Origin of the sequence: Cetobacterium sp. ZWU0022 (assembly GCF_000800875.1) — a bacterium.
In the GTDB taxonomy this organism is placed as follows: Bacteria; Fusobacteriota; Fusobacteriia; order Fusobacteriales; family Fusobacteriaceae; genus Cetobacterium_A.
Genome location: NZ_JRJZ01000089.1, coordinates 38,495 through 53,525 on the forward strand (window position 1 = coordinate 38,495; position 15,031 = coordinate 53,525).

General features: G+C 31.4%; 16 protein-coding genes and 1 riboswitch. Of the genes, 5 read left to right on the plus strand and 11 right to left on the minus strand.

Features of this window, described 5'->3' with window-relative positions:
- Positions 1-4: 4 nt before the first annotated feature.
- Positions 5-1,375 (minus strand): amidohydrolase, encoded by a 1,371-nt coding sequence (locus L988_RS07840; protein WP_047383178.1) that lies wholly within the window; start codon positions 1,373-1,375, stop codon positions 5-7.
- Positions 1,376-1,470: 95 nt separating this feature from the next.
- Positions 1,471-1,571, minus strand: a riboswitch (purine riboswitch).
- Positions 1,572-1,759: 188 nt separating this feature from the next.
- On the opposite strand from L988_RS07840, the gene L988_RS07850 reads away from it, so the two are divergent.
- Positions 1,760-2,710 (plus strand): hypothetical protein, encoded by a 951-nt coding sequence (locus tag L988_RS07850; protein ID WP_156111942.1) that lies wholly within the window; start codon positions 1,760-1,762, stop codon positions 2,708-2,710.
- Positions 2,711-2,763: 53 nt separating this feature from the next.
- On the opposite strand, the gene L988_RS07855 is transcribed toward L988_RS07850, so the two are convergent.
- Positions 2,764-3,102, minus strand: coding sequence for a helix-turn-helix domain-containing protein (locus tag L988_RS07855; RefSeq protein ID WP_047383184.1), 339 nt, complete (start codon positions 3,100-3,102; stop codon positions 2,764-2,766).
- A 226-nt stretch (positions 3,103-3,328) separates the two neighbouring features.
- On the opposite strand from L988_RS07855, the gene L988_RS07860 reads away from it, so the two are divergent.
- Complete coding sequence (locus L988_RS07860; RefSeq protein WP_047383185.1) at positions 3,329-4,438, plus strand: NADH:flavin oxidoreductase; 1,110 nt, start codon at positions 3,329-3,331, stop codon at positions 4,436-4,438.
- A gap of 15 nt (positions 4,439-4,453) precedes the next feature.
- Positions 4,454-4,972, plus strand: a complete 519-nt coding sequence (locus L988_RS07865) for a nitroreductase family protein (protein ID WP_047383187.1) — start codon at positions 4,454-4,456, stop codon at positions 4,970-4,972.
- A 40-nt stretch (positions 4,973-5,012) separates the two neighbouring features.
- Here L988_RS07865 and L988_RS07870 read toward each other — a convergent pair whose 3' ends face one another.
- Together L988_RS07870 and L988_RS07875 are read right to left on the minus strand one after the other, a co-directional pair.
- Positions 5,013-5,372, minus strand: a complete 360-nt coding sequence (locus tag L988_RS07870; protein WP_047383189.1) for a DUF309 domain-containing protein — start codon at positions 5,370-5,372, stop codon at positions 5,013-5,015.
- Positions 5,362-5,871: a flavodoxin domain-containing protein gene (locus L988_RS07875; protein WP_047383190.1), complete on the minus strand. Its 510-nt coding sequence runs from the start codon at positions 5,869-5,871 to the stop codon at positions 5,362-5,364. Before L988_RS07875 ends, L988_RS07870 begins: the two co-directional genes overlap by 11 nt.
- Positions 5,872-6,008: 137 nt before the next feature.
- On the opposite strand from L988_RS07875, the gene L988_RS07880 reads away from it, so the two are divergent.
- Both L988_RS07880 and L988_RS07885 read left to right on the plus strand, forming a co-directional pair.
- The gene (locus L988_RS07880) at positions 6,009-6,530 is read left to right on the plus strand and encodes a hypothetical protein (RefSeq protein ID WP_052191752.1); all 522 of its coding nucleotides are present in this window, start codon (positions 6,009-6,011) and stop codon (positions 6,528-6,530) included.
- A gap of 76 nt (positions 6,531-6,606) precedes the next feature.
- Positions 6,607-7,164: a flavin reductase family protein gene (locus tag L988_RS07885; protein ID WP_047383191.1), complete on the plus strand. Its 558-nt coding sequence runs from the start codon at positions 6,607-6,609 to the stop codon at positions 7,162-7,164.
- Positions 7,165-7,324: 160 nt separating this feature from the next.
- Here L988_RS07885 and L988_RS07890 read toward each other — a convergent pair whose 3' ends face one another.
- The 7 genes from L988_RS07890 to L988_RS07920 all read right to left on the minus strand — a co-directional run bounded on the left by L988_RS07890 (position 7,325) and on the right by L988_RS07920 (position 15,028).
- The gene (locus L988_RS07890) at positions 7,325-7,564 is read right to left on the minus strand and encodes a hypothetical protein (protein WP_047383192.1); all 240 of its coding nucleotides are present in this window, start codon (positions 7,562-7,564) and stop codon (positions 7,325-7,327) included.
- Between the two features lie 106 nt (positions 7,565-7,670).
- Positions 7,671-8,816, minus strand: a complete 1,146-nt coding sequence (locus L988_RS07895) for a glycerate kinase (protein ID WP_052191753.1) — start codon at positions 8,814-8,816, stop codon at positions 7,671-7,673.
- A 4-nt stretch (positions 8,817-8,820) separates the two neighbouring features.
- A complete protein-coding gene (locus L988_RS07900) occupies positions 8,821-9,720 on the minus strand; it encodes a dihydrodipicolinate synthase family protein (RefSeq protein ID WP_047383236.1) in 900 nt (299 codons plus the stop codon).
- A 28-nt stretch (positions 9,721-9,748) separates the two neighbouring features.
- Complete coding sequence (gene garR / locus L988_RS07905; RefSeq protein WP_047383195.1) at positions 9,749-10,636, minus strand: 2-hydroxy-3-oxopropionate reductase; 888 nt, start codon at positions 10,634-10,636, stop codon at positions 9,749-9,751.
- 25 nt (positions 10,637-10,661) lie between these two features.
- Positions 10,662-11,987, minus strand: a complete 1,326-nt coding sequence (locus tag L988_RS07910) for an enolase C-terminal domain-like protein (protein WP_047383196.1) — start codon at positions 11,985-11,987, stop codon at positions 10,662-10,664.
- Between the two features lie 37 nt (positions 11,988-12,024).
- Complete coding sequence (garD, locus tag L988_RS07915; protein WP_047383197.1) at positions 12,025-13,542, minus strand: galactarate dehydratase; 1,518 nt, start codon at positions 13,540-13,542, stop codon at positions 12,025-12,027.
- Positions 13,520-15,028 carry a tripartite tricarboxylate transporter permease gene (locus tag L988_RS07920; RefSeq protein WP_047383199.1) on the minus strand — a complete coding sequence of 503 codons (1,509 nt, stop codon included), beginning with the start codon at positions 15,026-15,028 and terminating at the stop codon, positions 13,520-13,522. Before L988_RS07920 ends, garD begins: the two co-directional genes overlap by 23 nt.
- Between the last annotated feature and the right edge of the window lie 3 nt (positions 15,029-15,031).

The window sequence follows — 15,031 nt, forward strand, 5'->3', positions numbered from 1 at the left end:
TCCACTATATTATGTCCACTACTGGAAATCTATTTGGTAATTCAATCTTTGCTTTCTTTTTTATCTCTTCTGCCTTGATTTTTAATTTTTCAATTAAATCAGCTTCATTTAAAACTAAAATCTCTCTATTTTTCATTAACCACTGACCATTACACATCGTCGATTCAACATTTTCACTCGACATTGTATAAACTATATTAGCTATAGGGTCATGAAGTGGTAATGAGTGAAGTGTATTTGGATTTAAAACTATTAAGTCAGCTTTTTTTCCAACCTCTAAACTTCCTATCTCTTTATCTAATAGTGCACATTTAGCTCCGTGAACTGTTGCCATCTCTAATACTTGCTCTGCTGGAACAGCTTTTGGATTTAAAGTTCTTCCTTTATGAATAAGTGATGTTAAATACATCTCCCTCATCATATCCATTCTATTATTAGAAGGTGCTCCATCTGTTCCTATAGAAACATTCAATCCTTTTTCTAACATCTCTGGAATTCTTGCAAATCCTAAAACAACTTTCATTGCTGCTGCTGGATTATGTGATACTTTTACATCATATAGTCTAAACAGATCTATCTCTCTATCAGTTAGCCAAACTGTATGAACCGCTAATAAATTTGGTCCTAAAGCACCTAATTTATGTAGATGCTCTACTGTTGAATCTCCTCTATTCGCTTTTACATAATCATTCTCTGCTGCTATCTCTGCTATATGCATATGAATTCCTGTATTTAACTCGTCTGCAATCTTTTTTGTTTTTAATATTAACTCATCCGAATTATTAAATATAGTTCTCAATGCAAACCATATTTTTACTCTTCCATCTGCGGTATTATTAAATCTATCATATAAATCTTTTTGAGTTGCAATCTCTTCATCCGCTGTTTTTATCCAGTTTTCTGGAAGTCCAACGCCCTCATCCATAACTGATTTTGAAAGTGCTGCTCTAATTCCTGTAGTTTTTACCGCTTCAACCATAGCATCCACATATTGTCCACCAGATTCTAAAAATGTTGTAACTCCAGATTTTATCATCTCAACACAACAAGCTGTTGATGATATTAAAGAACTTTCATAATCAAAACTACTTTCATATGGCCAAACTCTCTCTCTTAACCAAGTTAAAAGATCCACATCATCTGCAATCCCTCTTCCTAGTTGCTGAGATAAATGAACATGAGTATTTACAAATCCTGGTAATACAATTTTCCCCTTTGCATCTAAAACTTCTACATCTGCTAATAAATTTTTCTCATCTATTTTTCCAATCTCTTTTATTCTATCATTTTCGATTAAGATAGAACCGTTGTTAAAAATTTCTCTTTTTGCATTCATAGAAACTATATATGCATTCTTTATTAAAATTTGTTTCACAAAAAACCTCCGATTAAATAATAAAAAAAGTGTAAACTCTAATCTAGGATAGAATTTACACTCAATTACCACTTAAAATAGATTTTTAAGAGATTTTTAGTATAATCTCTACCCATAGCATCCATATTTGTGGTTAGGACGTAGAAACTTTTGGACCTTATTTCCAAAATATACGAGTAAACTTTTATTGATTATAATACCATATTTGTATGTAAAGTTCAATAACCTTGTGAAAAATATATACTTATTATTTTTTTGAAATCTATGTTATAATTAGCTATTATATTAATAATGAAAGGATCCTCAATTATGAAAAAATATTCTTTTTTTAAAATCGCTCTAATATTTTTTTCGATATTATTTTTAACCAGTTGTAGTGCTATTATGACCTCTATTGGAAACAGTAAGATTGATAATTCCATTAAGATCTACTATTCGAGAGGATTGACCTCTGAAGGAACCCTTGATTTAATATCTGGGTTGAACTATTCACCTGATTCAGGTGTTGGTATAGCTCAATATCAAAAACAATACTCTGAAATTACATCCATAAAAAATAAATTGCTTCAAAACAAATATTTTTCAAAACAAAATCTGAACTCATTAAATCTATATCTACTCACTGTTGAAGAGTTTAGAAAAATACATTCTAAATTTCCTACAGTTAAAATTGATTACAATGATTTTAACTCTTCAAAGTTAAAAATTACTAAGATATTTGAAGATTTTGTTTTAAAAGATGAGAAAATCTACATTCAAAGAAATCAAAAAATACAAAATATTAACTATTATAAAACTTTAAATAAATATATAAATAGTTATATAATAAATAGTGCTATTCAGAGTCTTGAAAGAGATGTTACTATCAACCTATATATCTCTTCATCTTTCAGAGGATTTTCTAAATTAGACTACTTAGTTACAAACGCATTAATTCATGCCTCTGATATGAATATTAATAGAAATCTTGGAAATTATACCATATTTAAAGGTTTTTCAAGTTCAATAACACCTACATCTAAAAATTATTTTATTGATTTTAACTTCTCAAATGTATATATTAGAACACTTGAAACAAGAGAAGAGATAAAAGATAAAAATAAAATATTTATTGCTAATAAAAGAGTTACAATAAGTGGATTTTACAAAATTTATTCACCGAATAGAAAAACATTTACAAAATATTTTGACTTCAGTGAAAATTATACTATTAGAGTAAGAAGTTATGACCATTCAACTTTTTATGATGACGAAAGAGATATAATTAAAGATATTTTAGAAGATAAGTTCTCAAATATTATTCGTTATGATTTAAATAACTTAATTACTCCCTAAAAAATACTCATAAACTTTTAAGTGGAGTTATCTTTATAACTCCACTTTTTTATTTAATCTCCAATGTCACAAGAATCTAAATAGTTTTCAGCCCATTTTTCAATCATTTCTAAAGCTGGTAAAAGAGCCAATCCTTTTTGTGTAAGCTTATATTCAACTCTTGGTGGAACTTCTGGATAAACAATTCTTTCAACAATTCCTTCTTCTTCTAGTGCTTTCAATTGTTCATTTAATATTTTTTGAGTAATACCCTTCGTTCTTCTTTGAAGCTCCAAAAATCTTACAGGTTCATTTTTTAAATGACAAATAATAAGGCCTTTCCATTTTCCACGAATAAACTCCAATCCTAAATCTAATTGGCAAAAATAGTTTTTATCTTTATAATTTAACATTTCATCTCCTTTCAGTTTATAATTCTTTTTTCATTTTAACATTTCAATCAATAATGTCAAATTATAAAATAATTTCAAAATATTTTTCGTTCTATTATAGCTTACTTTACACAATTCTTACTTTTTTGTAACTAACCTTACAAAAATGTGCCTACTTGTTTGAAATAAAAAAATAAATTATAATCCACATATAATATAAATTTATAAATAGTTAGAAGGAGAAACCATGAAAAGTATTTTTGATAAAACAAAATTAGGTAATTTAGAAATGAAAAACAGAATAATAAGAGGAGCACTTTGGGAAGATTTAGCAGATGAAAAAGGTCATATGACTCCTGAGCTTTCAGCTATATATGAAGAGCTAGCAGCAGGTGGAGCAGGAACTCTTATAACTGGATATGCTTTTGTTACTGAAGATGAACAACCTAACCCTGGAATGATGGGAATATATAATGATAGTTTTATAGATGAATACAAAATATTTACTGATAAAATCCACAAATATGGAGCTAATATTATCATGCAAATAGTTTATGGTGGATTTATGACAAACTATAAAGTTGGAGATAGAGTTATTTGGGGCCCATCAACTATGCAAAATGAAAATACAGGAACTTGGGCTAAAGAGATCTCTAAAGAGGAGATTAAATACTTAGTTAAAGCATTTGCTGATGCTGCATTAAGAGTTAAAAAATCTGGATTTGATGGTGTTGAAATACATGGAGGACATGGATATTTATTAAGTCAATTTTTATCTCCGTACTACAACAAAAGAGAAGATGAGTATGGTGGTAGTATCGAAAATAGAGGAAGAATCATTTTTGAAATTTTTACAGCAATGAGAGAGGCTGTAGGAAAAGAGTTTCCTATTTGGATAAAATTAAATTCTGCTGACTTCATTAAAGATGGAGGTCTTACAGAAGAAGATAGTATGTTTGTAGCTAAAAAGTTGTCTGAACTTGGAATCGATGCAATAGAGGTTACTGGTGGAAATGAGTCGATAAAAGAGGTTGGAGAAAATAATTTGGGTGCTGCAAGAACAAAGGTTATTGTTTCAAAAGAAAATGAATCATACTTTAAAAACTATGCTAAAAAATTAGCAGAAGAGATAGAAACTCCTATTATTTTAATCGGTGGAAATAGACATGTGGATGTTATGGAAGATATTTTAAATTCTTCTAAAGTGCAGTATTTCTCTTTATCTAGACCACTTACTTGCGAACCTGATTTAGTTAATATCTGGATGTCTGGAGATTTAAAAAGACCTAAATGTGTATCGTGTAATAAATGCTACTTTACACCAGGAAAAAGATGTATTTTTAACTTAAAAAAATAAATGAAGGAGTTTAAAATGAATTCAATTTTTTATAGAAGAAGTATTAGAAATTTTACTGATAAAGATGTCGAGTGTGAAAAAATAGAGCGTATTTTAAGAGCTGCTATGCAAGCACCATCAGCTCATAATTTTAAGCCGTGGGAGTTTATAATTGTTGAAAGTGATGAAAAGAAAAAAGAAATCTCTTTAATGAGCCCTCATGCAACGCCAGCTGGAAAATCAAAAATTTCTATTGTTGTTTTAGGAAATTCAAAATTAATAGAAAAAGATGATATGTGGCTACAGCAAGATTTAGGAGCAGCTATTCAAAATATGCTACTTCAGATTGTTGAAGAAGGATTAGGTGGTGTTTGGCTTGGATTCTATCCTGAAGTTGAAAGAGTTCAAAAAATAAAAAAATATTTTAATCTACCAGAACATATAATCCCATTTGGTGTTGTGTCATTTGGATATTCAGAAGAGGAAAATAAATTTATAGATAGATACGATGAGTCTAAAGTTCATTGTGAAAAATATTGTTCTATAGAAGAATAATTTAAAAACTACCCTGCTATAAATAGCAGGGTAGTTTTTATTATTTATACAAAGGCAGGTAAAGCTCTTCGTAATCTTTTTGCTTTTTAATTTTTGATATTGTATCTTGAATCATATCTTTTAACTCTTTTGAATCTATCCCTAGTTCTTCTATCAAAAATGAAACCTCTTCATAGTTATTAAGTGAATTTTCTAAAACTTGAACTGCGCCCTTAAAGTTTTTATTTCTCCAATGAAGCAATCCAACCGAAATTAGCAGCAAATTTATCGCTACGTGTTTTCTTGTTTCACACTTTGTTTCCTCTACCCAAACATCTTCTAAAATCTCATGACACTCAAAGAAATCTCTCTCATTTTGGAAAACTTCTATAAACTTTAAATATCTCTTTTTATTCTTCATTTAAAACCTCTTCAAAATTCTCTATCAACCAACTATTCAGTCTATCTTTTATCTCATTTAACATAAACATCTCATCTAAAACTAATCCTATAAATTTGCCATTCACTACAGCTGTACTCTTCACAAAATCATATCCCTCTATTGAAGTTTCTCCAACTATATTAGCACTTTTTTCTAATAATACATCATAAATAAGTTTCATTCCATTAACAAAAGTAACTGCATAAAAACCCTGATTTCCTCTTCCTATTAATCCCACATCTTTTCCACTAAAATCTATCCCTCTTAATTTTTCAATTACATTTATCCAGTCTTGGTGAGGAACTCCAAAACCATATGTTGGAATTATAAAAATTAACTTGTTGTATCCATTTACTTTCTCAACTAAATCTTCATCCGAAACTTTATATACACCACACTTTTCTTTTAATCTATCCTTAATTAAAGTTGTAACAAACTCACTTTTTCCTCTTTGACTACTATAAAATACTCCAATCATAAATTAATGCACCTCCATTTATACAACTTAAGTATACTATTTTTAATTTTCTTTTTCAATCTTTCTAATGTTTTTTAGAAAAAAATATGTTAAGCTATCAATAACTATTTTTATGAATATCACTTTTTGGAGGAAAAATGAAAAAATTTATATTTACAGGATTACTATTTAGTTCATTGCTTTACGCAAATACTAGAGTTATCAATCAATCTCAATTAAAAGATCAACTTCTACCGAATTTAGAGACAAGTGTTGTTTTTGAAAAATTCAAACCAATTTTAGCTAGAGAAGCTGTATTAGGTGAAACTATTCAAACCTTTACTAAAGATGGATTAGAAACAACTAATACCGTTACTGTTCCAAGCTACATAGTTAAAAATACAACGGAAGCTAAAGAGGAGTACATTGTTCCAAAAGATAAATTTGATAAAAGATATGTGTTCTTAAAAAAAGAAAACTCTACTTGGAATGTTTTCAAACCAATCGGAGAGATAAAAGCTATAAAAGTTAAAAATAAAGAGGAATTTTTCATTATTGCACCGTGGGGAGAAAAAATGATAGTAAAAGAGAATGATTTCTTAGTTTCACCCTTAGATTACTCTGAAATCTATAGAATTGCTAATCATGAATTCTTTGAAACTTATCAACAAAAAAAATAATATTTTTATAAAAGGATTTTTCTTTTTTGACAGTATTGACTTATGAAGTATACGACTATTTTTATGAGGTGATTTTATGTGGAAAAATGCTGGACCAATTGTTGCTTTATATCCTACTCCCACTGTAGTTGTAGGAATGATTGATGAAGATGAGAAAATTAATTGGATTAATGTTGCTCATGTTGGACTTATTGGATTAGATTCGATTATGCTAAGTATCAATAAGCTTCATTTTAGCAATGAAATTATTAAGGATAAATATGCTGTTTCTGTGAATATAGTTACAGAAGAGATGCTAGAAGCTACAGATTTTGTTGGGATAGTTAGTGGTAGAAAAGTTGATAAATCAAATGTTTTTGAATATACTATGGGAATACGAAATGTTCCTATGATCAATCTTTCTCCTATTGTTATGGAGTGTGAACTAACTGATAATTTTGAAACTAAGGAGCACAATCAATATATCTTTAAAGTTAGACATACGCATATAAAACCTGAAGTCTTAAATGAAAATGGAAACATTAACTACGATCTTCTAAAACCTATACTTTTTGAAATGCCTACTAAGTCATACTACAAACTTGGTGATAAAGTCGGAGATTGCTGGAAAATGGGTGAAAACTTCTATAAATAACATAACTAAAAAGGGGCTTTAAAAAAAGCCCCTTTTTATCAAACCACCGAAATCTTAGTTAAAATCGTACTTCCTAAAAATATCATCCCTACCAAAATCATCAATCCAAATTCTATTTTATTACTCTTCATTTCTTCTCCTATTTTTTAGTTTTTTTATCCTAACAACCTAATAAAAAATTTCCAAACCCTCTAAACATAAATGGTGACATGCCATTTAAATATAGATATCTAGTTCCGAAAAATGTTATTATATGACCTATTATCATAACTATAAAAATTCCTACTAAAAAATAGATTAAACTAAAACTACCCTTTCTAGTTCCTATAGAATCGTATGTAATATTTTCTCTTCTTTCTGTTAATAAAAAAATGATTAAAATAAGTAAAATTATAGTCACATTCTCACATCCTTTAACAAAATTTTATGTTATAACTTATAATACAAAATTTTTGTTTCAGAATTATGTCGATATTAAAAATAGGAGTTTTATCTCCTATTTCTATTTATCTGTTTAATAAATATGCTCTCATAGCTTTTTCTGCTGTAAATTCTAATAATTTTTCAACGTTTGTCATCGCTTTTTCTAAAGCCATTGGCTCATTCACTATATCTAAAACCAAATCTATTCCACTTTCATATATTTTATCTAGCTCTAAACTCGAGCTTCCAACAATCGCTATCACTGGCTTCCCGTGTTTTTTAGATAGTTTTGCGATCCCCACAGGTGCTTTTCCATTTATTGATTGATTATCAATTCGTCCCTCGCCAGTTATTACTAGATTCGCATCAGAAATTTCAGATTCAAAATCTGCAATTTTTAAAATCTCTTCTATCCCTTGACTGAAAGTTCCTCCACAAAGTGCTAGAAGCGCATATCCCAATCCTCCTGCTGCTCCACTTCCAGGTTTTTCAGCGTTTTCTACACCCAAAATCCCATCAATCTTTTCACTGTATCTTTTTAAAATTTTATCTAAAACAATAACATCCTCTGGTGTCGCTCCCTTTTGTGGCCCATATATATATGCCGCTCCATTCTTTCCACACAGTGGGTTATTTACATCCGATAAAATACAGATCTCAGTATCCTTTAAACGCTTATCTAAATTTGAAAAATCTACAAACTCCAACGCACTTAACTCTTTTGGTGTAGATCCGATTTCCTCTTTAAGCGAATCGTAAAATTTCACTCCAAGTGCGTTTAGCATTCCTGCCCCACCATCACTCGTTGCACTTCCACCCAATCCGATATATATCTTTTTTGCTTTCATATCTAGTGCATACTTTAACATCTCTCCTACACCATACGTTGTTGCTATGTGTGGATTCAACTTTTCTTTCGGTACTAGATTTAATCCCGATGATTCCGCCATCTCCATAACTATTATATCATCTTTTAAAATCCCTATTTTCGCATTTACCTTTTTTCCAAAAGGACCACATACCTCTAAGGTTTTGTATTCGCCTTTTGTACTTTCAACAACTGCTTCTACAGTTCCTTCTCCACCATCTGCGATAGTAATTTTTTTTACTATCGCACCTTTTAAAACTTTTTTTATTCCTTTTTCAATTGATATCGCTGCATTCTTCGAAGATATACTTCCCTTTAAAGAATCTATCGCCACAACAACTTTAATTTCCGATCTATTCATAGGTTTACCCCTTTAATAATCCTGCTTTTGCCATCTCTTTTCTCATACTCTCAACTACACCACTAGGCGACGCATGATTTGGCTTTATTGGTTTTCCTACATCCATTCCATTTATGTTAGCCATATCTTTTGTTGCTACTGGAAAACTGGCCTTATCCATTGACATTCTCACAGGATTTAGTTCAAATTGTAATTCTAAAGACTCTTTCAAGTCTCCATCAACATATGTGTTATATATTGATGTCACTAGTTCTGGGAATATATTTGCTGTTGTACATACTCCACCAACTGCTCCAATATTCAGTGATGAATATAGAAGAGTATCTTTTCCACCAAAAGCCTTGAATTTTAAATCTCTTGTCTTTCTAATAAATTCTAATAGTTGATTGATATCTCCACTCGAATCTTTTATTCCAACAATATTCCTTACATCTCTTGCTAATCTCTCAACCAAATCCGAAGAAAGTGTATAACCGATTCTAGGATTATTATATAGCAAAGTTGGTAATTCTTTTACTGAATCAGCTATAGTTTTAAAATGATAGTATAGCTCTTCATCAGTTGGTTTTAAAAACATCGGTTGTAAAATAGCAACTGCATCTGCACCTAATCTCTCTGCTAATTTTGCTAACTTTACACATTTAGATGTTCTTATCGCTCCAATTCCCATAATTACAGGTACTCTCCCTGCTACTTCTTCAAGTATTACTTTAAATATTTCCTCATAATCGTCATCTTCAAACATATAGAACTCACTGTTACTCCCATGCGCAAGAATACCATGAACTCCTCCATCTATTATGAAATTTACTTGTTTTCTTAATTTTTCAAAATCAACACTTTCATCCTCTTTCATAGGTGTAAGAATTGGTACATATATCCCTTTTAGCCATTCTAAATTCATTTTTGCCTCCATCCTTCCTCTTTAACTCCTACTTTTTGCCAACAGTTATGTTATTAAGCTTCTCATAATAATTTACTATAGCTGAGTGATCTCTATCACCTTTCCCATCCATTTTTAAAGCTTGTAAAGTTTCCATGATTTGAGCTGTTAATGGTAATGACGCATTTATCGCATGAGATGTATCCAATGCATTTTGTAAATCTTTAATATGTAAATCTATTCTAAATCCTGGATCGAAGTTTCTTTCCATCATCATTGGAGCTTTAGCGTTCATTACTGTACTTCCTGCTAATCCACCTCTAATAGCTTCGAATACAAGTTGTGGATCTACATCTGCTTTTTCACAAAGAATAAACGCTTCACTTAACGCAGCAATGTTTAATGCAACTATGATTTGATTCGCTAATTTTGTTGTATTTCCAGCTCCTACGCCTCCCACTCTTACAACTGAACCAGACATAGATTTCATTAAATCATAATATTTATTGAATACAGCTTCATCTCCTCCAACCATAACTGATATTGTTCCATCGATAGCTTTAGGTTCTCCTCCTGATACAGGCGCATCTAGTAGTAATACTCCTTTTTTCGCTAATTCTTCTGCTATATTTTTACTTTCAACAGGATTTATCGAACTCATATCAATTACAACTGTTCCCTCTTTTAATCCCTCTAAAGCTCCGTTCTCATCAAATAAAACAGATTTTACATGTGGTGAGTTTGGTAACATCGTTATCAATACCTCACTGTTTTCTCCAACTTCTTTTCCTGATGCTGCAACTTTAGCTCCAGCATTTTTTAACTCTTCAACTGCTACTGTATTTCTATCGAAAACCGTAACTTCATATCCTGCTTTTAAAACATTCTTACACATTGGTTTTCCCATTATTCCTAATCCTATAAATCCTACTCTCATTTTTCCTCCTCTATATTCTCTTCTATTATCTTACCAAACAAGGCTTTTTATTATCAAATTTCCAATCTTTTATTAAATATTGCATAGCTTCTGAATCGTCTCTTGCCCCTAATTCTTTTTCTACGTAAAGCTTATGTGCTGCCATTAATTTTTCCATATCTATCTCTATTCCTAATCCTGGAACGTCTTTAGGTACTGATACTTCTCCATTTACAATTTTATGTGCATTTCTTGTTAAGTTTTGCCCATCTTGCCAAATCCAATGAGTATCTATCGCAGTAATATTTCCAGGTGCTGCTGCTGCAACATGACTAAACATCGCTAACGAAATATCAAAATGGTTATTTGAATGAGATCCCCAAGTTAATCCAAACTCATTACACATTTGAGCTACTCTTACTGACCCTTCCATAGTCCAGAAATGTGGATCTGCTAAAGGAATAGAAACACTATTTAATGCTATCGAATGTTGCATTTGTCTCCAATCAGTAGCTATCATATTTGTCGCTGTAGGTAATCCTGTTGCCTTTCTAAACTCAGCCATTACCTCTCTTCCAGAAAATCCATTTTCTGCTCCACACGGATCTTCAGCGTAAGCTAATATCCCCTGCATATCTTTACATAAATTTATCGCTTCTTCTAATGACCAAGCACCATTTGGATCTAGTGTTATTCTTGCGTTAGGGAATGCCTTATGCAATGCTTTTATTGCTTTTATTTCCTCTTCACCTTTTAGTACTCCACCTTTTAATTTAAAGTCTTCAAATCCATATTTTTCATATGCTGCCTTCGCTAACTCTACAATTGCTTCAGGTGTCATAGCTTCTTTTCTTCTAACTTTTCCCCAGTTATCTGTTTCATCATCTAAATCTATATAAGGTAAATCAGTTTTATTTTTATCTCCTATATAGAATAAGTATCCCAACATTTTAACTTTCTCTCTTTGTTGTCCCTCTCCTAAAAGAGCAGCTACAGGAACTTTTAAAAATTTCCCTAATAAATCCAACAACGCTGCTTCAACAGCTGTCATTACATGAACTGTAGTTCTTAAATCAAATGTTTGCGTTCCTCTTCCTGATTTATCTCTATCTTTAAACTCTTCATATACTGTTTTTACTAAGTTTTTATACTCACCTATGCTTTTCCCAACAAGTAGTTCCTTTGCATCCTCAAGAGTTTTTCTTATCTTCTCTCCACCAGGAACTTCTCCTAATCCAATATCTCCATTATCCGCCTTTAATATCACTATATTTCTTGTAAAATATGGCCCATGAGCACCACTTAAATTTAAAAGCATACTATCATAACCCGCAACCGGAATTACATTCATCTCTACTATCTTTGGTATCATTTTGTACTCTCCTCACATTTCGTCTTTTTTTTATTTTTTATGTTATAGGTGCTGGATTAAATAAACAAAAATCATTATGTAAACCATACTCTTCAGCTAAACTTTTTTTCTCTCCATTAGCAACTTTAATTATCTCTTCAAATAATTTTTCTCCAACCTCTTCGATTGATGATTCTCCAGTCGATATCGGACCTGCATTTATATCAATCAAGTCTGACCATTTATCCTTCATCTCATCTCTTGAACACACCTTTATAACTGGAGCTAATGCTAGCCCATAAGGAGTCCCTCTTCCTGTCATAAATACCTGAAGTCCTATTCCTGATGCGAGTTGACAAGGTCCACATACTATATCACTTGCAGGAGTTGCACCATATATTAACCCTTTCTTAGTTGGTTTCTCTCCAGGCGAAAGAACTTCAACTATTGGAGCACTTCCTGATTTTGCAATAGATCCCATTGCTTTTTCTACTATATTTGAAAGCCCACCCTTTTTATTTCCAGGAGTTGGATTGGCACTTCTATCAACCTCTCCACTTTCTAAATAATTATCATACCATTTCATTTCATTAGCTAATTTTTTTCCTACTTCTTGATTTGTACAACGCTGAGCTATTATATGAACTCCATCTCTTACCTCTGTTACCTCTGAAAATACTACACTTGCACCTCCAGAAACTAGTAAGTCTGTTGCATATCCTGCAACTGGATTAGCTGTCACTCCTGAAAATGCATCGCTTCCACCACATTGCATACCTATAAATAACTCACTTAAATCTAACTCCTCTCTTTTACGTTCGTTCAATATAGCTAGTTTTTTATCCGCCATAAGAACTAAAGATTCAATCATATCTTTATATCCATTTTTTTCTTGAAGAATTATTACGTTCTCTTCATTTATATCTTTTTCATCACACAACATCTCTACTGTTAATTTTTCACACCCTAGACCTACAACCATTACTTGTCCACCAAAATTAGGATGTTTTAAAACATTTTTTAAAATCCTAATCGGAATAACAGCTTCTGGAGCATTTATTGCTACTCCACATCCATATGCATGATTAATTGCAACGATATCATCTACATTTTTATATTTTGGTAGGAGTTCTTTTTTCATCTTTTCAATAGCTTTATTAACAACACCTGTTACACACTGAACCGTTGTATTTATACCTAAAATATTTCTTGTTCCAGCATATCCACCATCAGGATTTTTGTATCCCATCCATGTTTTTATCTTTGAATTTGGGAGCTCTCTCTCTAAATCCACTCCAAACTCCATATCTTCTAAAGTTGGTGACTTCGGAAGTTTTAACATATTTTCATTGATCCATTGTCCCTTCTTTATTTCCACTAATGAATAACCTAATACTACTCCATATCTAATTATTTTGTCACCTTTTTTTAAATCTTTTAAAGCAACTTTATGAGCTTGAGGTATATTTTCAATCGTTTTAATATTTGAAAAAACCTCAACGCCTGCAGATATATCTTTAACTGCTATTGCCACGTTATCATTTGAATGAACCTTAATACACAACCCCTTCTCCATTTTCTTCCCTCTTTTTTATCTTTATTTTTTTCTCTTTATTATTATCATATATAGCGTATCCTATCGAAAGAAGTATCAACACCCAAATCCCCAATCCTATCGGTCTTTGAAAGAAACACATCAAACTTCCTCCAGATCCTTTGATCGAATCTACGAAATACTTTTCTAGATCTCTTCCTAGGATAAATCCTATTAAGAATGGCGCACTCGCTATTCCAACTTTTCCAAATATATATCCAACAACTCCAAATAGAAGTAGTGTCCATACATCAAACATATTCCCACTTCTAATAGCGTACGTTCCTACAACGCACATCAAAATTATTACTGGATACATTCTTTGCTTCGGTATAGTTATAACTTTAGCAATATATTTTATCGGGTAAAACATCATTACAAACATCAATATGTTCGCTACTAATAATCCGAATAAAATTGTGTGCCATATTTCTGGATTTCTAGTTATAAATAGTGGTCCTACTTGAATCCCTTGTAACATAAAAGCACTTACAAGCACTGCTGTTGTACTATCTCCTGGAATTCCTAGAGATAAAAGAGGTATCAACGCTCCACCTGTCAATCCATTATTTGCACTTTCACTAGCTACAAGCCCCTCTAATGAACCGTGTCCAAATTCTTCTGGTGTCTTAGAGAAATTTTTCGCCTGAGAATATGAAAGTAGTGATGCCGCACTTCCTCCAACTCCTGGTAAAATTCCCATAAATGTTCCTATTGCACTAGACCTCAATAAGTTTAAGCCTTGTCCTTTAAAATCTTTTAGTTTAAATCTTAAACTTTCTCCATTCATCTCAGCTGATAAATTGTTACTTTTCATTCCTTTTTCTGCTTCTTGGAAAATTTGTGCTAAAGCAAATAGTCCAATTAAAACAGGTAACAATTGAAATCCACTTCTCAGCTCTACTCTTACAAAATTAGGAACCATTCTTACCATATTATTATCTGGGAACTGCCCAATCAAAGCTACAAAAGTTCCTAAGAAACCTGCAAATATACCTTTTATCATATGCCCTTTTGATAAAGCAGCTATTACTGTCATTGCAAACAATATTATCAAGAATTTTTCAACAGCTGAAAACTTTATAGCTAATCTTGCTAAAGGTGGAGTAAATAACCAAAGTGCTATCAAGCTAACTATTCCTCCAATTAACGATGCTGTTATTCCAATTTTTAAAGCTCTCTCTCCCTCTCCTTTTTTAGCCATTGGATGTCCATCAAATCCTGTCGTTATTGACGATGGTGTTCCTGGGATATTAACTAAAATTGCTGGGATCAATCCTCCACTTATCCCTCCTACATAAAGTCCTAGTAGTAAGAATAAAGATGTATTTAAATCATAAGCGTATGTTAACGGAAGAAATATTGCGATTGCCATTGTTGCAGTCATTCCTGGAAGAGCTCCAAATATTATTCCAACCAATACTCCTATAATTATCATAACCAATTGTACAAATCCAAAAGTTATCATGTT